This is a genomic window from Variovorax sp. HW608, from assembly GCF_900090195.1.
Classification (GTDB): Bacteria; Pseudomonadota; Gammaproteobacteria; order Burkholderiales; family Burkholderiaceae_C; genus Variovorax.
The window spans coordinates 1,137,060-1,160,837 of sequence record NZ_LT607803.1; the positions used below are offsets into that span (position 1 = coordinate 1,137,060).

The 23,778-nt window shown below is 68.3% G+C and carries 20 protein-coding genes; 6 read left to right on the forward strand and 14 right to left on the reverse strand.

The annotated features are described in order from the left end of the window. Nucleotides 1–6: 6 nt before the first annotated feature. Together VAR608DRAFT_RS38455 and VAR608DRAFT_RS05210 are read right to left on the reverse strand one after the other, a co-directional pair. Entirely contained in the window at nt 7–2,442 is a 2,436-nt protein-coding gene (locus tag VAR608DRAFT_RS38455; RefSeq protein ID WP_088953096.1) for a diaminopropionate ammonia-lyase, read from the reverse strand. Nucleotide 2,443: 1 nt separating this feature from the next. Then, nucleotides 2,444–3,622 carry a M20 aminoacylase family protein gene (locus VAR608DRAFT_RS05210; protein WP_088953097.1) on the reverse strand — a complete coding sequence of 393 codons (1,179 nt, stop codon included), beginning with the start codon at nt 3,620–3,622 and terminating at the stop codon, nt 2,444–2,446. Between the two features lie 153 nt (nt 3,623–3,775). On the opposite strand from VAR608DRAFT_RS05210, the gene VAR608DRAFT_RS05215 reads away from it, so the two are divergent. After that, nucleotides 3,776–4,258, forward strand: coding sequence for an Lrp/AsnC family transcriptional regulator (locus tag VAR608DRAFT_RS05215; protein ID WP_443082972.1), 483 nt, complete (start codon nt 3,776–3,778; stop codon nt 4,256–4,258). A 12-nt stretch (nt 4,259–4,270) separates the two neighbouring features. Here the strand turns inward: VAR608DRAFT_RS05215 and VAR608DRAFT_RS36775 are convergent, their stop codons facing one another. Then, complete coding sequence (locus VAR608DRAFT_RS36775) at nt 4,271–4,465, reverse strand: hypothetical protein (RefSeq protein WP_157730660.1); 195 nt, start codon at nt 4,463–4,465, stop codon at nt 4,271–4,273. 53 nt (nt 4,466–4,518) lie between these two features. Here VAR608DRAFT_RS36775 and VAR608DRAFT_RS05220 point away from each other — a divergent pair, with 53 nt between their 5' ends. Further along, a complete protein-coding gene (locus VAR608DRAFT_RS05220) occupies nt 4,519–5,916 on the forward strand; it encodes a hypothetical protein (RefSeq protein WP_088953099.1) in 1,398 nt (465 codons plus the stop codon). Here VAR608DRAFT_RS05220 and VAR608DRAFT_RS05225 read toward each other — a convergent pair. Next, complete coding sequence (locus VAR608DRAFT_RS05225; RefSeq protein WP_088958612.1) at nt 5,897–6,949, reverse strand: Gfo/Idh/MocA family protein; 1,053 nt, start codon at nt 6,947–6,949, stop codon at nt 5,897–5,899. The genes VAR608DRAFT_RS05220 and VAR608DRAFT_RS05225 overlap by 20 nt on opposite strands. A gap of 79 nt (nt 6,950–7,028) precedes the next feature. On the opposite strand from VAR608DRAFT_RS05225, the gene VAR608DRAFT_RS05230 reads away from it, so the two are divergent. Beyond that, the gene (locus tag VAR608DRAFT_RS05230; protein WP_088953100.1) at nt 7,029–7,952 is read left to right on the forward strand and encodes a LysR family transcriptional regulator; all 924 of its coding nucleotides are present in this window, start codon (nt 7,029–7,031) and stop codon (nt 7,950–7,952) included. 15 nt (nt 7,953–7,967) lie between these two features. On the opposite strand, the gene VAR608DRAFT_RS05235 is transcribed toward VAR608DRAFT_RS05230, so the two are convergent. After that, on the reverse strand, nt 7,968–8,864 hold the full coding sequence (locus VAR608DRAFT_RS05235; RefSeq protein ID WP_088953101.1) for a LysR family transcriptional regulator ArgP: 897 nt from the start codon (nt 8,862–8,864) through the stop codon (nt 7,968–7,970). Between the two features lie 74 nt (nt 8,865–8,938). On the opposite strand from VAR608DRAFT_RS05235, the gene VAR608DRAFT_RS05240 reads away from it, so the two are divergent. Then, complete coding sequence (locus tag VAR608DRAFT_RS05240; protein ID WP_088953102.1) at nt 8,939–9,589, forward strand: LysE/ArgO family amino acid transporter; 651 nt, start codon at nt 8,939–8,941, stop codon at nt 9,587–9,589. Between the two features lie 29 nt (nt 9,590–9,618). Here the strand turns inward: VAR608DRAFT_RS05240 and VAR608DRAFT_RS05245 are convergent, their stop codons facing one another. The 8 genes from VAR608DRAFT_RS05245 to dgoD form a co-directional block, all read right to left on the reverse strand. Continuing rightward, nucleotides 9,619–10,653: a VWA domain-containing protein gene (locus VAR608DRAFT_RS05245; protein WP_088953103.1), complete on the reverse strand. Its 1,035-nt coding sequence runs from the start codon at nt 10,651–10,653 to the stop codon at nt 9,619–9,621. A gap of 171 nt (nt 10,654–10,824) precedes the next feature. Continuing rightward, the gene (locus tag VAR608DRAFT_RS05250) at nt 10,825–11,793 is read right to left on the reverse strand and encodes a Bug family tripartite tricarboxylate transporter substrate binding protein (protein ID WP_088953104.1); all 969 of its coding nucleotides are present in this window, start codon (nt 11,791–11,793) and stop codon (nt 10,825–10,827) included. A gap of 23 nt (nt 11,794–11,816) precedes the next feature. After that, a complete protein-coding gene (locus tag VAR608DRAFT_RS05255) occupies nt 11,817–12,584 on the reverse strand; it encodes an SDR family oxidoreductase (RefSeq protein ID WP_088953105.1) in 768 nt (255 codons plus the stop codon). A 13-nt stretch (nt 12,585–12,597) separates the two neighbouring features. Further along, nucleotides 12,598–13,845, reverse strand: coding sequence for an enolase C-terminal domain-like protein (locus VAR608DRAFT_RS05260; RefSeq protein WP_088953106.1), 1,248 nt, complete (start codon nt 13,843–13,845; stop codon nt 12,598–12,600). 12 nt (nt 13,846–13,857) lie between these two features. After that, entirely contained in the window at nt 13,858–14,895 is a 1,038-nt protein-coding gene (locus VAR608DRAFT_RS05265; RefSeq protein ID WP_088958613.1) for an L-idonate 5-dehydrogenase, read from the reverse strand. Between the two features lie 20 nt (nt 14,896–14,915). Further along, the gene (locus VAR608DRAFT_RS05270; RefSeq protein WP_088953107.1) at nt 14,916–15,899 is read right to left on the reverse strand and encodes a TRAP transporter substrate-binding protein; all 984 of its coding nucleotides are present in this window, start codon (nt 15,897–15,899) and stop codon (nt 14,916–14,918) included. Between the two features lie 60 nt (nt 15,900–15,959). Further along, nucleotides 15,960–17,873, reverse strand: coding sequence for a TRAP transporter large permease (locus tag VAR608DRAFT_RS05275; RefSeq protein WP_088953108.1), 1,914 nt, complete (start codon nt 17,871–17,873; stop codon nt 15,960–15,962). 25 nt (nt 17,874–17,898) lie between these two features. Then, a complete protein-coding gene (gene dgoD, locus VAR608DRAFT_RS05280) occupies nt 17,899–19,047 on the reverse strand; it encodes a galactonate dehydratase (protein ID WP_088953109.1) in 1,149 nt (382 codons plus the stop codon). 216 nt (nt 19,048–19,263) lie between these two features. On the opposite strand from dgoD, the gene VAR608DRAFT_RS05285 reads away from it, so the two are divergent. Next, complete coding sequence (locus VAR608DRAFT_RS05285) at nt 19,264–20,058, forward strand: GntR family transcriptional regulator (protein ID WP_088953110.1); 795 nt, start codon at nt 19,264–19,266, stop codon at nt 20,056–20,058. On the opposite strand, the gene VAR608DRAFT_RS05290 is transcribed toward VAR608DRAFT_RS05285, so the two are convergent. After that, nucleotides 20,028–21,335 carry a cytochrome-c peroxidase gene (locus tag VAR608DRAFT_RS05290; protein ID WP_088953111.1) on the reverse strand — a complete coding sequence of 436 codons (1,308 nt, stop codon included), beginning with the start codon at nt 21,333–21,335 and terminating at the stop codon, nt 20,028–20,030. The genes VAR608DRAFT_RS05285 and VAR608DRAFT_RS05290 overlap by 31 nt on opposite strands. 143 nt (nt 21,336–21,478) lie before the next feature. On the opposite strand from VAR608DRAFT_RS05290, the gene acpA reads away from it, so the two are divergent. Next, nucleotides 21,479–23,680: an acid phosphatase gene (gene acpA / locus VAR608DRAFT_RS05295; protein WP_088953112.1), complete on the forward strand. Its 2,202-nt coding sequence runs from the start codon at nt 21,479–21,481 to the stop codon at nt 23,678–23,680. Nucleotides 23,681–23,778: the final 98 nt, after the last annotated feature.

Consider the following 23,778-nt stretch of genomic DNA (forward strand, 5'->3'; position numbering starts at 1 on the left):
CGCGGCTCAGCCCTCTTCCGCCAGCGCCAGCAACACATCGAGCAACACATCCGCGCCCCGCAGCAGGTCTGACGGCGCGGTGTGTTCGCGCGGGTTGTGGCTGATGCCCTCGGCGCTGGGCACGAAGATCATCGCCGAGGGACACACGCGGGCCATCATCTGCGCGTCGTGCCCGGCGCCGGAGGTCATGCGCCGCGTCGCATGGCCGCGTGTCTGCGACGCCCGCTCGATGATCCGCACCAGCCGTTCGTCGAAGGCCACCGGTTCGAAGCGCACGAGGCGACGCGTCTCGATGCGCACCGACTGCTCGTCGGCGAGCCTGTCGACGAACACCGCCAGTTCCCGCTCGGCGCGTTGCAGCGTGGCCTCGTCGGTGTTCCTCAGATCGACGCTGGCCGTCGCCCGCGCCGGGATCACGTTGATGAGGTTCGGATGCAGGTCGATCGCCCCCACGGTCGCGACCTGGCTTGCGCCCAAGCGCAGCGCGAGTTCGCGCACGAACACCGAGATCGCGGCCGCGCAATAGCCGGCGTCGCGCCGCAGCCGCATCGGCGTCGTGCCCGCATGGTTGGACTGGCCAGTGATGGCGAATTCCTGCCACGAGATGCCCTGCAGGTTCTCGACCGCGCCGATCTGCACGCCTTCGGCTTCCATGACCGGCCCCTGCTCGATGTGCAGCTCCACGAAGGCATGCGGCACGATCGATCCGCACGGCATGTCGCCCGCGTAGCCGATGCGCGCCAGTTCGTCGCCCAGCCGCGCGCCATCGGTGCCGAGGGTGTCGAGCGCCTGCTGCAGCGCAAGGCCGCCGGCGTGCACCAGCGAGCCCATCATGTCGGGCTGGAAGCGCACGCCCTCCTCGTTGGTGAAGGCCGCGACCACGAGCGGGCGCTGCGTGACGATGCCGCGCTCGTTGAGCCAGCGCACCACTTCGAGGCCCGCCATCACGCCATAGTTGCCGTCGTAGCGCCCGCCGGTCGCGACGGTGTCGATGTGCGAGCCGGTCATCACCGGCGGCAGGTCGGTCTTGCCGCGCCGCAGGCCGAAGATGTTGCCGATGCGGTCGATGGAGACGTCGAGGCCCAGCTCACGCATCCACAGGGCGAGCTGGTCGCGGCCCTGGCGATCGGCGTCCGTCAGCGCGACGCGGCAGACGCCGCCGCCTTCGATCGCGCCGATGGCCGCGTGCGCCTCGATGCGCGAGAGGAGCGCCGCTTCGCCGATCGAGCGTTGCCGCAGCCACTGCTGCTGCGCTTCGAGCACCTCGTGGTGCGACCGTCCGGCGAGGCTTTCATACACCGCCGGCGCGGTGGCGCCTTCGGTGTTGATCACGAGCACGCGGGCATCCGCCGTGAGGCCCGCCTGCTGGCGCCAGGCCTCGTCACGCGCGATGCGTTGGAGCGCCGCCAGGCCGGCGACGCCGGACTCTCCGGCGACCACCGGCACATCGCCGTGCGATCCGCCAGCCAGCACGCGCATCGCCTGCACGGCCTGCGCGTCCGACACCGTCATGAAGACATCGACGGCGGGCTGCAGGAAGCGCCATGCGAGCGGCGATGTCTCGCCGCACGCGAGACCGGCCATCACCGAATCCACGCTGCCGGTCGCGCGTGCCGGACGGCCTTGCAGCGCGCTTTGATACAGGCAGTCCGCCTGCTCGGGCTCCGCGACGATGAAGCGCGGGCGTCGTTCGCCATAACGTTCCCAGAAGTGGCTCACGATGCCGGCGGCCAGTCCGCCCACGCCGCCTTGCAGGATCACGTGCGTCCAGGGGCAGGCGTCGGAAGGCGCCGTCTCGAGCAGTTCTTCGGCGACGACGCCATAGCCTTGCATCACGTCGCGAGGCACTTCCTCATAGCCTTCGTACGAGGTGTCGGAGACCACCTCCCATCCGTTGACGCGCGCGAGGCGTGCGGCCTCTTCCACCGACTCGTCGTAGTTGCCGGTGATGCGGACGATCTCGGCGCCGAACGCGGCGATGGCGTCCTCGCGCTCCCGGCTCACCTGCGCGTGCAGCACGATCACGCAGCGGCAGCCGATGCTCTGCGCGGCGGCCGCAAGGGCACGGCCGTGATTGCCGTCGGTGGCGCTGATGACGACGAAATCGCGCAGCTTCGCGGCGTGCGTTCCGCGAAAGAGGTCCTCCGCTTGCCATGCACGGTCGGGCCAGCGGCGCAGCACCAGCCGGATGAGGGCATTGGGTGCACCGAGCGCCTTGAAGCTGCCGAGGCTGGAGCGCTTCGATTCATCCTTGAGCGTCAATCCGCCGATGCGAAGCGATGCCGCGAGGCCGGGCAGCGACCACGCGGGGGTCGGATGGGGCGAGAGCCGGTCCCAGGTCGAGAGCCGCTGCCGGCTGGCATGCCCCTCGGCGAGATTCAGGACAGCCTGCAGATCGGTTTCGTATGGACGGCGGGTGGCGTGGGAATTGAAGAGGAACATGTCAGGCGGAACGTGGCAGCCGGATGCGCGCCAGCTCGGCGAAGTAGCGCGCACCGATGGGAAGGATCGAATCGTTGAAGTCGTAGCGCGCGTTGTGCAGCGGCACGGCGCCGGGGCTGTCGCCGTCGCCGTTGCCGATGAACACGAAGGCGCCGGGGATGTCTTGCAGGAAGCGGCCGAAGTCCTCGGAAATCATCATCGGCGCCACGTTGCCGTCGACGCGCCCGGCGCCGGCGACGGCGCGCGCGGCCTCGACCGCGACCGGGACGCACTGCGGCCAGTTCACCGTGGGCGCGAACTCGTGCGTGTAGTCGACGACACAGCTGGCGCCATGCGCGTGGCAGATGCCTTCGCACAAGGCACGCATGCGCTTCTCGAGCAGCGCATGCACCTGCGGCGCATAGCTGCGCGTGTCGCCCTTGATCACGACCTCGGTCGGGATCGCGTTGCGGATGCCGTCGGTGATGAACTCGGTGCACGAGACCACCGCCGGATGGCCCGGGTCCACCGAGCGCGCGACGATGGTCTGCAGCGCCAGAACGATCTCCGCACCAATGACCAGCGGATCGACCGCCATGTGCGGCCGCGCCGCATGCCCGCCGCGGCCGGTGATGCGGATCACGAAGTTGTCCTCGCTCGCCATGATGCCGCCCACGCGGGTCGCGAAGTGCCCGGTCGGCATGCCGGGGATGTTGTGCGCGCCGTAGATCTCGTCCATCGGGAAGCGCGCGAGCAGGCCGTCGGCCAGCATCGCGGCGGCGCCCTTGCCGTGCTCCTCGGCCGGCTGGAAGATGAAGCGCACGGTGCCGTCGAAGTCGCGGCCGGCTGCCAGCAACTGCGCGGCGCCGAGCAGCATCGCCATGTGGCCGTCGTGGCCGCAGGCGTGCATGCGGCCCGCGTTCGCCGAGGCGTAGGCACGGTCCTGCGCGGTCTCGTGCATCGCGAGGGCATCCATGTCGGCGCGCAGGCCGATGACGCCGGCGCCGGTGCCGACCTTCAGGTTCGCGACGACGCCGGTGCCGCCGATGCCACGATGCACTTCCAGCCCCAGCATCTCGAGGATCTGCGCGACGCGGCCCGCGGTGCGCTGCTCGTCGAAGCCGGTTTCCGGAAAGCGGTGGAAGTCATGGCGCCAGCGTACCCAGTCGGCTTCGGGCGCGGTGTGGTTCGTGGTTTCCATGATGGCCTGCTCCTGCCTTTGCGATGGACAGGATTCTTGGGGCATCATCGCGAGGAAATTCACCACCTCTCGGCACATTGGTGATTTTTTTGTCTCATCAGTCGCCCCAAGGAGCATCGAATGTCTCGAAGAATCGGCAAAAGCGGTCAGCCGGTGGCGCTCGATGCGCTCGACACCGCCCTGCTCGACCTCCTGCAGCGCGACGCCTCGCTGCCGGTGCGCACGCTGGCCGACCAGGTGGGGAGTTCGCCCGCCACCTGCCAGCGCCGCATCGCCCAGATGCGCGAATCGGGCGTGCTGCGAAAGCAGGTGGCGATCGTGGATCGCCAGCTCGTCGGGCGGCCGCTCACCGTGTTCGTTTCCGTCGAGCTCGACAAGCAGAATGCCGCCCTGCTCACTCAGTTCGAGAAACGCATGGCCGCCGAGGAAGACGTGATGGCCTGCTACGAGGTCTCGGGCGAGTTCGACTTCCTCATCATCGTCAACGCGGAGTCGATGGCGCAGTACCACGCGTTCACGCGCGAGGCCTTCTCGTCGAACAACAACGTGCGCAACTTCAAGAGCATGTTCGCGATGAACTGCTCGAAGTTCGAGACCCGCGTGCCGCTGCCGCCACCTGCGGGTGAGCCGGCCTGAACGCGCCCTGGTTCAGGCTGGCACGGGCAGCTCGACGTCGAGGCCGCGGGCCTGGGCGATCAGCCGCGCCGCCGCATTGGCGGCCATTTCCATCCGCTTGACGTCGCGGGCGCCGAGATGGTCGCGCGCCTCGAGGCTGAATCCGCACAGCACGCCGTAGAGGCCGCCATCCGCACTCCTGGGTCCGGCGGATGGTACGCGGCGCACAATTCGACGACTCCGGCGGCCCGTGCGCTGCCGAGAAGGAGGCTTCCGTGCAAATGTTCCCGGCATCGAACGCTGGACCGCAGGCCGCGCTGCGTGATCTGCTGCGCGCGGTGCCGCGGCGCTACCGGGCGCCGCCGCTGCCGGAGAGTCTCGAAGCGGCCGTTGCCGCAGGGAGCGAGGCTACGCTCGCATTCGCCATCGAAGCCGCGCGCGTCGCCGAGGAGCGGGGCGTCCCCGCGCCGGCAGCGCTCGGCGATGCCTTCACCGCCGCGCTGGCCGCGCTGATCCGGCGCGCCATGACGCCGGACGGCGGCGACCCGGTCTTCCAGGCGCAGGTGCTGCAGTCGCGCGACGCGCAGGTTCGCGACTGGGTGCAGATCGAGAGCGTGGCGGCGGCCGACGCGCGCACGGTGCGCGCCGCAGTCGATGCCTTCGCGCATCCGGGCAAGCTGCGCGACAGGCCGGAAGGCGCGCGGCGTGATGCCTTGTCGAGCCTGCATGCGCTGGCCGCGGGCGGCGAATGGCGCGCGCTGGCCGCCGGGGCCGAATCCCTTCTGGCGACGCTCGGCGACGACGAGTCGCGGCTCGAGAGCGGCCTGCACGATCTCGCCGTGCATCCCGCGTTGCGCAGGCGAATCCGGGCGCAAGCGATGAGCGCGCTGGAACCGGTCCGGCGCTACCGCGCGCTGCGTGCGCGCCGCGTGCCTCCGGCGGGCAGCGAGGTCGCACTGGACCAGGGCCGCGCCGCGGCGCGCGAGGGCGCACAGGCCGAGCACGCGGCGGCGGAGGCGCTGAGACAGGTGACCGCCTTCCTGAACGACCTGGAAGGCGGCTCAGCACGCGGCTCGTACCGCGTGCTGCGCACCCTGCTCACGCCGCGCGAACTGTCGGGCGGTGGCGACCGCTCCAAGGAGGAGTGGGATGTGGCCATCGTGCGAAGCGCCGATGACGGGCCCGGCGATGTGGTCCTGCTGGCCGAGGTCAAGGCCGCGCCCGCCGCCGTCACGTCCGACATGCCGCGGCTGCTGCGCGGGCTCGCCCGCCTCGCGCAGGCCGACGCCGGCGCGGCCTTCACCTTCGCCTCGGTCGATGGCGCGGTACGGCTGCGCGGAAGCTCGCTGCGGGCACTCGATCCGCCCGGCCGCTCGCTGCCCGAGCCGGTGATCTACCTCTGCTCGGCGCCGACCGAATCGCGCCCCACGCTGCTCGGCGCGGCGGCCAAGGCCGTGCTGCTCTCGGAGCCCGCCAGTCTCGTCTTCGCCTGCGCGCTCGCCGACGGCGCCGCGCCGCCGCACGCCGGCCTTCGGCCCGTGTGGGACGCCCTGCCGCACGAGACACGCCTGCGCGCGACGCTGAATCAATACGACACGGCCCGCCGCGCGCGCGATGCGATGCTCTACACGGGCGATCTGCGGGCCGCCGTCGAACTCATCAGGCGAGCGCAGTTCTGACGATCGAGCCGCTGCGCGCGGCCTCCACGATGGCTTCGGTGACGAGCAGGTTCTGAAGTCCGTCACGGGCACTGACGAGCGGCATGGCTTCCCCGCGGATGACCTGGACGAAATGCTCGATCTGGCGCGCCAGCGGATCGTCGCGCTCGATCTCGAACACGCTGACGTCGAAGGGCTTCCACCAGGAGCGCTCGCCCGCCTCGCCGTAGGTCTTCAGCCGCATCGTCGGAATCGACAGCGAGCCGAAGGTGCCGGCAATGAGGTAGCAGTCCTCGTCCGGATAGGCCGCATAGGCCTTGTTCTCCTGTGAGGTCTGCTCCCAGCTGCGTGCGCTTGCGGCGGTGTCGGAGAGCATGAAGGTTGCGAGCGCGCCGCTGGCGAAGCGCAGGTTGACGGCAACCGTGTCTTCCACCGGAAAGCGGCGCGTCGCATTCGACGAGAACGCCTGCACGGCAACGATGTCGCCGCACAGCATGCGCAGGTTGTGCACCTCGTGGATCATGTTCAGCAGGATCGGGCCGCCGCCCGGCTCGCGACGCCATGGTGCATCGGCGAAGTACTGGTCGGGCTTGAAGAACAACGCGCTCCCCACGACGGCGACCAGCGCCCCGAGGCGGCCTTCGTCGATCACCTGCCTGGCGCGCGCCATGATCGGACTGTGCGCGCGGTGGTGGCCGATCAGCACCTTGGCCCGGGCCTCGTCCACGGCGCGAACCAGCGCCTTCGCTTCCTTGACGGTGGGCGCGATCGGCTTTTCCAGCAACGCCGGCATGCCTGCGGCAATGCAGCACATCGCGTGTTCGACATGCAATTGATTCGGTGTCGCGAGGATCACGCCGTCCGGGCGGTCCCTTTCGAAGAGTTCGTCGAGCGACCTGTAGAGCGGCACCCCCGCCCGACTGGCGATGGCTTGGGCGGCCGGCGCCGGATCGACGATGGCGGAGAGCGCGCAGCTTGCGCTGCGCAGTGCGACGCCCATGTGCGCCTGGCCGATGTACCCGGCGCCGGCCACGGCGATGCGGACTCTTGGGATGTGTGTAGGCATGGCGCAAGATTACTTATTCCACCGATTTTTATAATCAAACCAATCATGGTTTCATAAATCACGCAACGTGCACAATCTTCCGAACCTCGACGACCTGCATGTGTTCTGCACCGTGGCGCAGCGCGCGAGCTTCGTGGCAACGGCGACCGAACTCGGCGTCTCCCAGGCGTTCGTGAGCAAGCGCATCGGCGTCCTTGAAAAGCAACTCGGCGTGCGCCTGTTCCACCGCACCACGCGGCGCGTACGCATCAGCGAAGACGGCGAGCTCATCTATGCGGCGGCCCGCAAGGTCCTGGAAGACGTCGGCAGCATGTCGGAATTGGCCAGCAGCGCCAAGGGCGAGCCGAGCGGACAACTGCGGATCAGCACCAGCTTGCGCCTCGGCCGCAATCACGTATCGCATGTGCTGTCGCTGCTGCAGCGGCGCTACCCCAAGCTCGACATCTGGCTCGAGCTGCTGGACCGCCGCGTCGACCTGGTCGAAGAGGGATACGACATCGACATCCGCATCGGAGAGCCCACTCAGCCGCAACTGATCGCGCACCGCATCGCCCTGGGCAGCCGCATCCTCTGCGCGGCGCCGAGCTACATCGAGCGCTGCGGTCAACCCCGGTCATTGGCGGAACTGGCGCAGCACGAGTGCCTTGTCTTCCGCGATCGCGAACAGGCTTTCGGCGTGTGGCGCCTGCAAGGCCCGGGCGGCATGGACACCGTGAAGGTGACCGGCCGTTTCGGATCGAACCACAGCGACGTCGTGCTCAACTGGGGCATCGACGGCAACGGCATCCTGCTGCTGTCGGTCTGGGACATTGCCGCGCACCTGAAGGACGGCACGCTGGTGCGGGTGCTGCCGGACTATCGCGAACCTGCGGACGTGTGGGCCATGACCAGCAGCCGGTCGCGGGACTCGGCCAAGGTCCGCGTTTGCGTCGAGTTCATGAAGCGCCACCTCAGCAAGGGCAAGTTCGCGCTGGACACGAGACTGCCGTAATAGGCCGGCATCCCGTCAGGCGGGCAGCAGCGCCTTCCGGGCGGCGGCCACGAGCCGGCGGGTCAGCCCGTCGAGCAGGCCCGACGCCGCGCGCGCCTGCTGCCAGTGCAGGGGCACGTCCAGCGGCGTGCCCTGCACCAGCTCGACGAGCGCGCCGTCCCGAAGCTGGGGCGCGATCAGCGCCTGCGGATGCAGGCCCCAGCCCATGCCGGCCAGCGACGCGGCGATGAAGGCGTGGGAAGACGGCAGCGTGTGCCGCGGCAGCTCGACATGCCGATGGCAAAGTCGCCGCGCCCAGCGGGCCTGCAGCTCGTCCTTGCGGTTGAACACCAGGCTCGGCGCGAGCGCCAGGCTGCGGGCCCCGACACCCCGCGCGAAATGGCGATCCACGAAGGCCGGGCTGGCAGCCGCCACATAGCGCATGACGCCGAGCGGCCGGCTGCTGCAGCCCGCGGCCGGTCGGGCGGTGCCGGTCACGGCGGCGAGCACCGCGCCGCTGCGCAGCCACTCGGCGGTGTGGTCCTGGTCGTCCACCGCGATCTCCATCAGCACCGGCGCCTCGGCCGCGAACGCCGCCACCGCCGGTGCGAACCAGGTCGCGAGGCTGTCGGCATTCACCGCGACGGGCAGCGGCACCCGCGCGATGCCCTCGGGCGCGAGCGCCGGCAGCGCGCCCTCCAGTTCCTGTTCGAGCAGCCGGACCCGGTCCACGTGCCGGCACAGGCGCCGCCCGGCCTCGGTTGCCGTGCAAGGCTGCCCGCGCACGACCAGCGCGCAGCCGACACGCTCCTCGAGCAGGCGGATGCGTTGCGAGATCGCCGATGGCGTGACGTGCAGCGTGCGTGCCGCACGCTCGAAGCTGCCTTCGCGGATCACGGCAGCCAGGGCGGAGAGCGCCGAATAGTCGAGCATTCGAATTAGTTTCCCTAAAGCCAGATTAGCAAAGATAGTTTGTCTTCACCGTATCGCGCAGGCAAGCTCGGCGCATGTCGACCCTGCTGGCCCATGCTTCCCTCGCCGTCCCCGCCTTCATTCAGGGGCTCGCCCTCTCGCTCGGGCTCATCGTCGCGATCGGCGCGCAGAACGCCTTCGTGCTGCGCCAGGGCCTTCGCCGCGAGCACGTGGGCAGCGTCGTGTCGTTCTGCGCGCTGGCGGATGGCGTGCTGATCGCGGCGGGTGTGCTCGGCATGGCCCGGGCGCTCGGCGACCGCCCCGGCCTGGCGCGCGCGCTCGCGCTGGCCGGCGCGCTCTTTCTCGCGGCCTACGGCGTGCAGGCGCTGCGGCGCGCGCGCCGCTCGCACAGCCTGCGGGCCGCCGAGGGGCCGACGGGCCTCGGACGCGGCGCCGTCCTCGCCCAAGCGGCCGCCTTCACGCTGCTCAACCCGCATGTGTACCTCGACACCGTGCTGCTGGTGGGCAGCATCGGCGCCCAGCAGCCGGTGGCGCTGCGCGCCTGGTTCGTGGCCGGCGCCAGCATGGCGAGCCTGTGCTGGTTCGGACTGCTCGGCTGGGGCGCCCGCTGGCTGGCGCCCTGGTTCGCGCGGCCGAGGGCCTGGCAGATGCTCGACGGGCTCGTGGGCCTGACCATGACCGTGCTCGCCGCGCTGCTGGCGCGTCGCGCCTTCACCGGCGTTTGACGGGGAACGCGCCCTGCCCTAAGCGGCCTTCACCCGGCGCGCCCGAACCACATGAACGACAGCATGCCCGCCGCGATCGCCAGCACGGCCGAGATCAGCGTCACCACGCCGGACAGCTCGGTCTCGCGCGTCAGCACCTGCACGCGCGTGCCGAGGTTCTGGTAGACGGTGCGCAGCGTCTCCGCGGTGCCCGCGTGCTGGTATTCGCCGCCGGTCATGCGCGCCACTTCGCGCAACGTGGTCTCGTCGAGCTGCATGTAGATCGCCAGGCCGTCGGGCGTGGCGACGTCGCCGTCGGCCGTCCCCAGCCCCACCACGTAGATCCGCACGCCGCGATCGGCGGCCATCTTCGCGGCTTCCAGCGTATCGACGCCGGTGGTGCGGCGGCCGTCGCTCAGCAGGATGATCGCGGCGGAGCCGTACGAGCCCGGGGGCACCGGTGTGAATTCCTTGACCGCCTTCTTCTCCTTCTTGTCCAGGCTGCGTCCGTAGCGCGTGCTCGGCGTGTCGAGGTCGTCGAGCTCGATGCCCTGCTCCGGGAACAACTCGGCCAGGCACAGCACGATCGCGTTTCCGATCGCGGTGCCCATCTGCATCTGGAAACCGTCGATGCTCGCGATGAGCACCTCGCGGTCGAGCGTCATGCGCTGCGCGACCTGGCTGCTGCCGGCGAAGGTCACGAGGCCGACTTCGATGTTCTTCGGCAACTCGCGCAGGAACGACTTCGCGGCCTCCTGCGCCGCCGCGAGGCGGGTGGGCTTGACGTCGCTGACGCGCATGCTGAGCGACACATCGATGGCCAGGATGATCGATGACCGCATCCACGGCAGCGGCACGCGCGCAACCGGACGCGCCGCCGCGAAGACCAAGCCCGCAAGCGCCAGCAGGAACAGCGCCGGTGGCAGATGCCGCCGCCACGCCTGCCCCGCCGCGCCACGGACGACGCTCAGGCTGCTGTATTGCAGCGCCGCCCTGCTGCGGCGCCCCAGCAACCAGACGTAGGCCGCCGGCAGCAGCGCAAGCACCACAAGCACCCAGAGGACGTCAGGCCAGAGGAAGAACATCGGCGTCGTCGTGCGGTTTCGCACTGAGCCGCAGACGACGACAGGGATGTCGACCCTTCCGGCAGTGCCGCGATATCGTGCCCCTGAAGCCCGCGATTCGCAACCGCCGGACGAGGGGCAAATCAGGGAGCCGAGTGCGATAGCACGGACTTACTGACGTGCGGTCGGAGGCTACTTCTTGAGATCGACGCTCTCCAGCAGCGTCTTGAAGTACGCTGCCTGGCTGTTCATGAAGGCCTGGAACTGGTCGCCCTCCATGTAGGCCGGCTGCAGGTTGGCCTTCACCAGGCCATCGCTGAAGGCCGGGTCCTGCGCGGTCTTGCGCGTGGCGTCGCGCAGGTACTTCACGATCTCCGGCGGCGTGTTGAGCGGCACACCCAGGCCGCGCCAGGTGCCGAGCACGAGGTCGACACCCTTTTCCCTGAACGTGACGACCTTGTCGTAGGGCGGCGGCAGGCGCTTGTCGGCCATGGCGACCAGCACACGCACCTTGCCGCCGGCAACGTGGGGGCCGATCTCGGCCGGGCTGACCGTGATCGCATCCACATGGCCGCCGACAAGCGCCAGCACGCTCGGTGCCGCGCCCTGGAACGGGACGTGATTGAACTTGACGCCCGTCTTCTGCTCGACCGCCGCAGCGGCCAGGTGCCAGATCGTGCCGCTACCGGCATTGCCCATCGACACGCCGCCCTCCTGCTTGCGCGCCGCGGCCAGCAGGTCGTCGATGCTCTGGTAGGGCGAGTCGGCGCGTACCGCGATCAGGCCCGGGTCGCCGTTGAGCCGCGCGATCGGGATGAAGTCGGCCGTCGTCACCTTGGTCATGTTCAGGTGGGGAATGATCGCAAGCTCGGAGATCAGCACCCCGATCTTGTAGCCGTCGGGCGTCGCACGCTGCGCCTCCGTCATGCCGATGCCGCCGCCGGCACCTGCCTTGTTGGTCACGATGAAGGGCTGCGGAACGTATTTCTTGGCGCTCTCGGCGAACACGCGCGCCATCATGTCGGTTCCGCCGCCAGCGGAGGACGGCACGATGATTTCGATCGGGCGCGTCGGATAGTCGGCCGCATGGGATGCGACGGGCGTCAGGAGTTGCGCCGCCATCGATGCAGCGGCCATGCAAAGCGTCCGAAGGTTCTTCATGTCATGTCTCCTGAGTGGGGATGTCAGAGCACCGAGGCCATGCCGCCATCGACATAGATGATCTGGCCGCTCACGTAGTTGGATGCATCGGATGCGAGGAAGATGGCCGTGCCGACGAGTTCGTCGGGCTTGCCCCAGCGCCCGGCCGGCGTGCGGCCCTTGACCCACGCATCGAAAGCGGGGTTGTCGATCAACGCCTGGTTCATGTCGGTCAGCATGTAGCCGGGGCCGATGGCGTTGGCCTGGATGTTGTGCACGGCCCATTCGGCCGTCATCGCGCGCGTCAGCATGCGGATGCCGCCCTTGGCCACGGTATAGGGCGCAACCGTCGCGCGCGCCAGTTCGCTCGTGAGCGATCCGATGTTGATGACCTTGCCGCGCTTGCGCGGGATCATGCGCTTGGCGGCTTCGCGGCCGACCACGAAGGCGCTCGTCAGGTTGGTCTCGATCACGCGGCGCCAGTCCTCGGTGGCGAGTTCGATCATCGGCTTGCGGAACTGGATCCCCGCGTTGTTGACCAGGATGTCGACCTCGATGCCCTCAGCATCGAAGCTTTCGAAGGCAGACACGACTGCCGCCTCGTCGCAGACGTCGAAGGCAAAGGCGTCGGCCTGATAGCCGCGCTCGCGCAGCTTGGTGGCCGCGGCCTGCAGGCGCGTTTCATCGACGCCGTTGAGCAGCAGCCGCGCGCCGGCGGCGGCCAAGCCCTCTGCGATGGAAAAGCCGAGCCCGCGCGAGGAGCCGGTGACCAGCGCGGTCTTGCCCGCGAGGCTGAAGAGCGATGTGGACATGTCGTCGTTCCGTTCAGGGGGTTTGCAGCGATCCGTCCGCGAGGCGCGTCTGCGTCCAGGTGGTCACGGTCTTCTCGCAGGGGTACTTGCGCGCCTCGGCTTCGTCGATGTCGACGCCGAGGCCGGGCCTGTCGTTGGCATAGACGTAGCCTGCGCGGAACTCGGGCAGCCCCGGGAACACGTCGAGCAGCGCGCCGTGCGGCCCCTTGAGTTCCTGGATCACGAAATTCGGCGGCTCGATGCCGGACCATTCCTGCACGCCGAAATTGCGTGCGGCGAGGTCGACGTGGATGTTGGCCGCATGGCCCAGCGGCGACATGTCGCCTGGCCCGTGCCACGCGGTGCGCACCCCGTACTGCTCCGCGAACAGTTGCAGCTTGCGCCCCGGCGTGACGCCGCCGATCTGGCTCAGGTGGACACGGATGAAGTCGATGAGCTGCTCGGCAATGAGCGTCTTCCACTCGTAGGGGTTGGTGAAGAGCTCGCCCTGCGCCAGCGGGATGCGCGTTTTCTCGCGCAGCTGGCGCAGCCACTTGCCCTCCTCCAGCGGAATCGCGTCCTCGAGAAAGAACAGATCGAACTTCTCCATCTCGCAGGCAAAGCGGATCGCATCGACCGGACTCAGCCGCTCGTGCACGTCGTGGCACAGCTGGATGCCGAAGCCCACCTTGGCGCGGATGCCTTCGAAGAGCTCGAGCGTGTTGCGCATGTAGGCGCGGCTGTCGAGGTAGATGCCGTCGGGCGCGCCCCGCGGTGCCGTCTTCGGCGCCGGGCCGAAGCCACCGCCGCCGTAGCCGCCGTTCTGGCAGCGGATGTGCGTGATGCCCTGGGCCTGGTACTTCTGGATGTTGTCGCAGAGCTCCGCCAGGTCGCGTCCGTCGGCATGGCGGTACACCGGCACGCCTTCGCGCACCTTGCCGCCAAAGAGCTGGTAGAGCGGCATGCCGGCCATCTTGCCCTTGATGTCCCACAGCGCCATGTCGACGCCGGAGATCGCGCTGTTCTCGATCGGGCCGTGGCGCCAGTAGGCGTTCTGGTGCATCAGCTGCCACAGCTCCTCGATGACGCCGACATCGCGGCCGACCAGGAGGGGCTTGAGGTATTCCTCGACGAGGCATTGCACGACCAGATGGCGGTAGGAAAAGGTGGCGCAGCCGAGGCCATGCAGGCCCGGCTGGTTGGTCTCCACCTTGACGACCACGAGGTTGATGCCCTCGGGTGCGGTAAGGATGACCTTGACGTCGGTGATGAGGGTGGCCATGTCGTCGCGCTTTCAGTCGAAGTTCAGCAGGACCTTCATGGCCTGCGAGCGATCCGCCGCCAGCGCGAAGGCGCGGGCCGAGTCGCGGTAGGAAAGCGTGGCCGAGATCAATGGCTTGACGTCCACCAGCCCCTTGTTGAGCAGTTCGACCGCGACCGCGAATTCCTGGTGGAAGCGGAACACGCCGCGCAGATCGAACTCCTTGGCGACGATGGTGTTGATCGGCAGCGTCATCTCGCCGCCGCCGAGGCCCAGCTGCACGATGATGCCGCGCGGGCGCAGCACATCGAAGGCGCTGCGCAAGGCAGCCGCATTGCCGCTGGCTTCGAACAGCACGTCGAACTGGCCCTTGTCGACGGCGAAGCGCGCGAGGCCCTTGGGGTCCTCCGCCACGTTGACGACCTCGTCCGCGCCCACCTTGAGCGCCTTGCCCAGGGGATGCGCGCCGATGTCGGTGGCAACGATGTGCGCGGCGCCCGCGCGGCGCGCCGCGATGACGGCCAGCGCGCCGATCGGCCCGCAGCCGGTCACCAGCACCTTCTTGCCCAGCAGGTCCCCTGCCCTTCGCACGCCATGCAGCGCCACCGAGAAGGGCTCGGCCATCGCACCCTCGGCGTCGCTGAGCGAATCCGCGAGGCGATGCGCCTGGTATTCCTCGATCACGATCTCCTGGCGGAACGCGCCCTGCACATGCGGGTTGCGCATCGCGCTGCCGTAGTAGCGCATCTCCAGGCAGTGGTTCTGCAGGCCTTCCTGGCAGAAGCGGCACAGGCCGCAGGGGCGGCTCGGGCTGATGGCCACGCGGTCACCGGCCTTGTACGCCGTGACGCCGGGCCCGACCTCGTCGATCACGCCGGCCACCTCGTGGCCCAGCACCATCGGCTCGTTGATCCGGACGGTGCCGAAGCCGCCGTGCTGGTAGTAGTGCAGGTCCGAGCCGCAGATGCCGCCGCAGCGCACGCGCACGCGCAACTGCCCGGCGCCGACTTCGGCCGTGGGATAGGTCTCGACGCGCAGGTCGCCGGGAGCGTGGATGACGAGGGCTTCCATGTCCTTGTTCTTCCTGTTCTTCACTTGATGGCCAGGACGCGCTTGACCAGCTCCTTGCCCTTGTCGCTGCTCACCAGGTCGATCTGGTCGTACTTGATCGCGTTCTTGAACGAAGCGATGTCGGGCTGCACCACGGTCAGCTTGGTCTTGAGCTTCTCGCGTGCCTCCTTGTCGCGTGCGATGGTGAGCTGCAGGTCGTATTTCTCTGCTTCGGCCGCGGCGGCCACCAGCGCGTTCTGGTACTCGGGCGGCAGCTTCCTGAAGGCCTGGTCGGACATCGACAGCGTGGTCGGACCCTCGAGGTGGTTGGTCACGTTCATGTACTTGGTGACCTCTTGCAGCGAGGCGGTCTGGATCGCCTCGGGCGTGTTCTCCACGCCCTTGGCCACGCCGGTCTGCAAGGCCGCGTAGACCTCACCCCATGCGAGCGGCGTCGGCACCGCGCCGAACTGCTTGAACGCGGCGACGTAGATCGGCGACTCCGGCACCCGCATCTTCAAGCCCTTGAGGTCGGCGGCCGTCTTGACCTCCTTGTCCACGGTGAACATCTGGCGGAAGGCGAGCGGCAGGAAGGTCAGCACGCGGATGTTGGTCTTCTCGCGGATCATGGTGGCCACGTCCTTGGCGACGTCGCTGTTGAGCACGCGATCGACATGCTCGTAGTCGGTGTAGAGGTAGGGCAGCACCAGCACGGCCGACTCGGGCACGAAGGACGGGTATTGCTCGACGGCCACGATGCCGATGTCGAGCAGGCCCGACTTCAGGCCGGCCGCGTTGTCCTTCTCGGCGCCGAGCGCGCCGGAGGGAAACACCTTCACCGTCACGTTGCCGCCCGTCTTCTCCTTCACCAGTTCGGCGAACTTGAGCGCGACCAGTTGGAGCGTGTGGTCCGGCGCCATCTGGTGGCTGAGCTTGAAGGTGAATTTCTGGTCGGCGGCGACGGCGCTGCCGGAAAAGAGCGCGGCAACGGCCACCGAGACGAGTGCGGAGGTCAGCTTTTTCATGGGAGATCCTTGTGGATGGGAGAGTTCTGACGGGTGGGGTGAGGTATGGAATGGCCGTTCTCAGGCCATGCCGAAAAGACGCGGCAGGACAAGACTGAACCAGGGCACGAACGCGACCAGCAGCAGCCCGATGAACAGCAGGATCGCGTACGGCACCATGGCGCGCGAGGCCGCCTCGACCTTGGTGCCCGTGACCGAGCAGGAGATGTACATGCCCACGCCGATCAGCGGCGCGAAGCAGCCGATGCCCATGGCGATCAGCAGCACGATCCCGTACTGCACCGGCGAGACGCCGAACTTGGGCGCCAGCGGCATCAGGATCGGCGCGAAGACGAGCAGCGCCGGCAGCCCCTCGAGCAGCGCGCCCATCACGATCAGGATCAGCAGGCTGGCCAGCATGAAGAGCCAGCCCGTGTGCCCGGCCACCTTGATCATGAGGTCCGCGATCTCGGTCGGGATGCCCGCGGCCGTCAGCGTGTAGGCGAAGGAGCTCGCGGTGCTGGTGATGAACAGGATCATCCCGCCCTTGACCGCCGTATCGGATACCGTGCGCCAGAACTTGCGCACCGTCAGCTCGCGGTACAGCACCACCGACAGCACCAGCCCGTAGACCACCGCCACCGACGAGATCTCGGTGGGCGTCGCCAGGCCGGTCACGATCCCCACTACCAGCAGCACCGGCACCAGCAGGGCCGGGGCGGCCAACAGGGTGTTCCTGCGCACGACCGCCATCGGCGTCTTGATGCCGGGGTACTTGTTGCCGATGCGCGCCTTCAGGTAGATCGCAGCCATCAGGCACGAGGCCAGCACCAGCGCCGGCAGCAGCCCGGCCATGAACAGCGCGCCCATCGAGATGGTGGTGATCGAGCCGAGCACCAGCATCGGCAGGCTGGGCGGGATGGTCTCGCCCATCACCGCGCCCGCCGACAGGATGGCCGCGAACTCGGGCTCGTCGTAGCCGTTGTCGCGGATCATCTTCTTGAGCGAGGTGCCCACCGCGGCCACGTCGGCGGCCTTCGAGCCGGAGATGCCGGAGAAGATGTACATGCTGACCACGATGACCTGGAACAGTCCTCCACGGACCCGGCCGACCACCGAGACGACGAAGTCCGACAGGCGGCTGCTCAGCCCGCCCTCGGTCATCACGTAGCCCGCCATCATGAAGAACGGGATGGCCAGCAGCACGAAGTTCGAGACGCCCGCCTGCATCGTCGAGGGGATCGCGATCATCGATTCGCCACCCGAGAAGAAGGTGAACATCGTCGCGACCGTCGCCAGCACGAAACCCACCGGCAGCCCGAGCGCCATGAAGACCGCAAAGAAGGCGATCGTGAGCCAGGTGACGAAGGAGGATTCCTCGAACGGCCCCCAGACGGCGTTCATGCCGATCAGCGCACCGAGCCCGACGACGAACACGATGCCCGCGGCGAGCACCGACGCCTTGGCGCGTTGCGTCAGGCGGTAGAGCGCGAAGAACGACATCAGCACCAGCCCGGCGGTCAGCGGCAGCACGAACCAGCGCATCGAGATTTCCATCACCGTCGAGAGCTCTTCCGAGCGCGAGCGCACGACCTCGATCGACACGTAGGCGATATAGAGCGACCCGATGGCCACCATCCAGTCGATGAAGGAATCGAGCGCGGGACGCCATGCCTTGGGCAGCCGCTCGATCACCGCATGCACCGCGATGTGCTCGTCGCGGTTGTAGGCGAGCGCACCGCCGATGAAGGCAACGACGCCCAGCACCAGGTGGCCGAATTCGTTGGCCCAGAGGATGGTGAAGTCGAAGAAGCTGCGAGTGAGCACGTTCGCGAAAAGGATGATCAGCTCGCTGAGAACCGCCATGCCGACGAAGGCCTCCAGGCCCTTGTCGACCCACTGCACGAGGACATGCTGCTTCCTCGCTGGAGGATGCGTATGCCCTTCGCCGAGCAGGTCTTCGGCCGGGATGCCGGCCTGGATGGGAATGCTCATGATCCTTGTCTCCGTTCGGCCGTGTTCACCATTCGGCGATGGCGCCGTCCTCGTGGCGCCAGATCGGGTTGCGCCAGTCGGGCGCGCTCTTGCTGCGCTCGATGACGAGTTCTTCGTTCACCACGACACCCAGTCCCGGCTTGGTCGGCGGCAGCATGTGGCCGTCATGGAAGCTGAAGTCTTCCTTGTTGAGCACATAGTCGAGGAGCTCGGCGCCCTCGTTGTAGTGAATGCCCATGCTCTGCTCCTGCAGGACGGCATTGCGCGAGACGAAGTCCACATGCAGGCTGGATGCGAGCGCGAGGGGCCCGAGCGGACAATGCGGCGCGAGGCCGATGTCGTGTGCCTCCGCCATCGAGGCGATCTTGTGGCACTCGGTGATGCCGCCCGCATGCGACAAGTCGGGCTGCGCGATGGAGATGCCGCCCGCGGCGAACACGCGCTTGAACTCGAAACGCGAGAACATGCGCTCGCCCGCCGCGAGGGGGATGGAGGTCTTCGCGGCAAGCCGCGGATACTGCTCGGCCTGTTCGGCCAGGACCGGCTCCTCGATGAAGAGCGGGCGAAACGGCTCCAGTTCCTTGATGAGCACCGCGGCCATCGGCGCCGCGACGCGGCCGTGGAAGTCGAGCCCGAACTCGATGCTGTTGCCGAAGGTCTCGCGGATCTCGGCAACCACCTTGACGGCGGCGTCCACCGCCTTGCTGCTGTCGACGAGCCCCATCTTCTCGCAGCCGTTGAGCTTGAAGGTGTCGAATCCGGCTTCCTGCAGCTTTCGGATGCCGGCGACGACGTTCGCCGGACGGTCGCCGCCGACCCAGCTGTACATCTTCATGCGGTCGCGCACCAGCCCGCCCAGCAGTTGGTAGACCGGCACGCCGAGCACCTTGCCCTTGATGTCCCACAGGGCCTGGTCGATGCCGGCGATGGCGCTCATGAGGATCGGCCCGCCGCGGTAGAAGCCGCCGCGGTACATCGTCTGCCACAGGTCGTTGATGCGCGCCGGGTCTTGCCCGACGATGCAATCGGACAGCTCGTGCACCGCAGCCTCCACGCTGCGTGCACGCCCTTCGATGACCGGCTCGCCCCAGCCGGACACGCCTTCGTCGGTATCGATCTTGAGGAACATCCATCGCGGCGCGAGCCTGTAGGTGGTCAGGCGGGTGACTTTCATCGAGGGTGTCTCTGGTTGTTGGAGGAGTTGGCTCCGGGCGCCCTCTTCACGACGCCGACCTTGAACCACGGCGAAAGAATATCGTGATATTTCACGATATTCATAAGTGGATACCCTAGCGGTCGAGTCGCTCTCCCTGCATCAAATCTCCAAATGAAAGATGGACAATACGAGCGATATTCGTTGGTATATCAGTGACGCATCCGTAGGAATCCCATGGCAAGCCGCTCCTCGCCTCCCCGGCCGAAACTCGTCCCTGTCGACGCAGCCGCGCCGGCCGCGCCGCGCCGCAGCGAGGCGAACCTTTCCCAGTTGGCCTATGAGCGCATCGAGGAACTGCTGGTGACTTGCCAGCTCGCGCCCGGCCGCTTCCTGGCCATGCACGAGTTGCAAGCCATGGTCGGCTACGGCCGCACGCCCGTGCACCAGGCCGTGAGCCGGCTGGCCGCCGACACCCTGGTGCAGATCACGCCGCGCCACGGCCTGCGCATCACGCCGATCGACCTCACTCGCGACCGCCTGCTGCTGCGCCTGCGGCGCGACATGGAGCGCTTCGTGATCCGGCTGGCCACCGAACGCTCCGGCGCGTCACAGCGCAACCGCATGCAGCACATCAAGCGCCAGCTGGTCGAGCACGGCGCCAGCATGACGGTGGAACAGTTCAACGTGATCGACCGGCACATCGACCAGCTGTTCCTGGCGGCGGCACAGGAGCCCTTCGTCGAGGGCACGCTGCGTCCCCTGCACACGATCTTCCGGCGCATCGGCTGGATCTACCACATGCGCACGCCGGGCCACACCGACCTGCAAGGCACGGTGCAAGGTCACATCGCGGTCATCGACGCCGTGGCGGACGGCAAGGTCGACGACGCCATCGCCGCCTCGGATCACCTCATGGATTTCGTCGACACGATGTTCGACACCCTGGAGCGCGACGTGGCGCCGAGCCTCTTGGATTGCAGCCTGGACACCGACGAAAGCTACTTGGCGCTGTCATTGGACCGCCCTTGAACCGCCGTTGACTGGTCCGCATCCGTCAGCGTCTTCAGGAAGGCGACCACGTCGCGGATCTCGGCCTCGGTCAGCGCGGGCTTGCCGCCCCGCGCCTGGCCGAAGGGCGGATCGGTGTTGATGTTCCCGTGGTAGCGCGCCGGCAGGTCGTCGTAAGGCCGCACCTTGCCCTTCGCGTCGCGCCCGTACCAGCGCCCGGGCGCGGTGTCGCGCTGTGCGTAGAAGCGCACCACCTCCTCCAGCGAATGGAACACACCGTTGTGGAAGAAGGCCTTGCGCACCGCGACGTTGCGCAGGCTCGGAGTGCGGAACAGGCCGCAGTACTCGGGGCGATCCCTCAGGTCGGTGCGGATCGGGCCGCACAGGCCGAGGTCGTGGTACGCCGGATCGGCATTCGCCGCCAGGCCGCGATGGCGCGGCACGCCGAGGGCGATCATGCCGAAGTCGCTGAAGAGCGGGAACGCACCGTCCTGCGTGCGGTCGGCGATATGGCATGAGGCGCAGTTGCCCTTGTCCGCCGCGCGGAAGAGGCGCAAGCCGCGCTCCTCCGCGGGGCTGAACTTCTGCTCGCCGCGCAGGATGGCGTCGTACTTGCTCGTGAACGGATAGAAGTCGGCGGGCGACTGCTGGAACACCTCTAACGCGAGGCCCGCCGCGCGGAAGGCGGCCGCGGGGTCGCGGAACACGTCGTCGCCGAAGGCGCTGCGCATCTCGCCGGCGTACGCGGCACGTTCGAGCTTGCGCGCAACGTCCTCCTCCGAGGCGTTCGCCATCTCGGCCGGCGACAGGAGCGGCATGCCGGCCTGCTCGTGCGCGGAGCCCGCGCGGCCGTCCCACATGCGGCCGCCCGTCGGCCCGGCGTCGATGCTGTCGTCGCCGTCGTTGTCGTGGTGATGCTCGGAGAAGGCGGTGAGCGTTTCGAGGTAGCGCAGCGACGGCGCGGCGCGCGGCCCTTGCGTGCCGCCGTCGATGCCGCCCAGCTGCACCGAGAGTCCGTTCGGCGGCCCGTAGGCATGGCCCGGATCGTGGCAGCTCGCGCACGACTGGGTGCCCGAAGCGGACAGCGTGGGGTCGAAGAAGATCCGCCGCCCCAGCGCCGTCAGCTGCGCCGCACTGGGTTGCGGCCTGCCGGCGACCGGCGCATAGGTCGCGCCGACATAGGCCGGCGGGCGCGGCGCTGCCGCTTCAGGCGCGGGCCGCTCGCAGGCCGCGAGCGCGAACACCGCCAGCAGCATGAAGGCGAGCCGGCAGAACCAGGACGGATGAAAGCGGGGCATCGAAGGCGATCAGGGCGCAGATGCTAGGCGCGGCGCATGACAGAACGGTGACGTGACCTGAAATGCCCCTGTCACGCAGAGACGGGAACATCGCGCCGCCGGCCTCCCGGCCCGTTCATCAACATCCAACAACTCCACCTGCGATGACCTCCTCGACTTCCTCGCGCGCGCCCCACGCGCTGCATCCGCTGGCCCGGCTCTGGCCGTGGCCTGCCGCCATCGCCACCATCGCCACCACGGCGATCGTCGCCGCCTGTGGCGGCGGCAGCTCGGGCTCATCGCTTTCGGTGGCCAGCAGCAGCACGCCCACCACCTCCGGCGTGGTGACCGGCAGCTACTACCGCAATGCCAAGGTCTGCATCGACGCCAACAACAACGGCCGCTGCGACAGCGGCGAAGTCAGCAGCACCACCGACGACAACGGCGCCTTCAAACTGAACGGCCAGGGTCCCGTGGTGGCCGAGATCGGCACCTCCGCCAGGCGCTACGACCCGGACTCCAAGACCGAAACCCCAGTCACGCAGCCGCTGGTGTTCCGCGCACCGGCCGGTGCGAACGGCGTGGTCAGTGCGATCACGACCGAGCTCGCCGCACTGATGGACGACAACGGCGGCGACCTCGCCGCCGCGCGCGCCGCCCTGGCCAGGCGCCTGGGCGTGACCGAGGCGCAACTGCTCGCCGATCACAACAAGATCGACGATGCCGCCATCAAGACCGCGCTGCAGACCGAGATCGACGAGGCCATCGAGCGCATCGCCGAGGCCGTCGCCGAAGCACGCGACGGCGGCAGCGTGATCGATGCGCTGCGCAACCGCTTCGTGCTCGAGAAGATCCAGAACGTGGTCGTCATCTACGCCGAGAACCGCGGCTTCGACAACCTCTACGGCCTGTACCCCGGCGCCAACGGCATCCCGGGCGTGAACCCGTCGTCGAGCACCACGAACCCCGAGCCGCAGAAGGACTTCGACGGCTCCACACTGCCGGTGCTGCCGCCAGTGTGGTCGGGCGTGACGGCCGCCGGCCAGACGGTCACCGTGACGCAGGCGCAGGCCACGGGCATGCCCAACAAGATGTTCCGCATCGACGATCCGGCGGGCTTCTACAACACCGGCACGGTCATCGGCCAGTCGGTCATCACGCGCGATCTGGTGCACCGCTTCTACAACAACCAGATGCAGATCAACGGCGGCAAGAACGACAAGTTCGCGGCCTACTCCGATGCCGGCGGCCTGAGCATGGGCTACTACGACGGCAGCCAGATGACGATGTGGAAGATCGCCCAGCAGTACACGCTGGCCGACAACTTCTTCATGGGCGCGTTCGGCGGCTCGTTCCTCAACCACCAGTACCTGGTGTGCGCCTGTGCGCCGACCTATCCGAACGCGGACGCCGACACCTCGCCCGCGAAGGCCTCGATCTCGGCCATCGACACCGATGCCGACGGCAACTTCGTGCGCCTCACGCCGGCGCCGACCTCACCGGCCTCGGTGCTGAGCGGCGCACCGGTCTACAAGACCGACAGCACGCTCACGCCCAAGGACGCGCAGGGCGTGTTCCACGCGGTGAACACGATGCAGCCGCCCTACCAGCCGAGCGGCAACGCGCCGGCAGCCAGCGACACGACGGCCAAGTTCGCCGACCCGGCCAAGGCCACCACGCTGCCGGCGCAGACGGCCGACACGATCGGCGACCGGCTCGATGCCAAGGGCCTGAGCTGGGCCTGGTACGCGGGCGCGTGGAACACCGCCAGCAGCGACCGCAGCGTCGTCTACAACAACAAGGTGCCGAACTTCCAGGCCCACCATCATCCGTTCAACTACTACGCGGAGTTCGACCCGGTCGCGCATCCCGAGGCGCGCGCGGCACACCTGAAGGATTTCGACGCCGATTTCCTCAAGGACGCCGCGGCGGGCACCCTGCCCGCGGTGAGCTTCTACAAGCCCCAGGGCAACCTGAACCAGCACCCCGGCTACGCCAACGTGAACGACGGCGATGCGCACATCGCCGACGTGATCGCCAAGCTGCAGGCCAGCCCGCAGTGGAAGAACATGCTGATCGTCGTGACCTACGACGAGAACGGCGGCTTCTATGACCACGCGACGGTGCCGAAGGGCGACCGCTGGGGTCCCGGCACCCGCATCCCGGCGATCATCATCTCGCCGTATGCGAAGAAGGGCTTCGTGGACAAGACCCAGTACGACACCGCCTCGACGCTGCGCTTCATCACGCACCGCTGGTCGCTGGCCCCGCTGCCGGGGCTCGTGGAACGTGACGCCGCGCTGCTCAAGAACGGCAACAAGCCGATGGGCGACCTCACGGCCGCACTGGACTTCAGCGCCAGGTAAGCCGCGGGCGCCGGTCCGCAAGAAAAAACGCCGGGGGGCCTTGCCGCTCCCCGGCGTTTTTCTTTGGGCAGGCGGTCCCCCGGTGCTACGCTCCCATG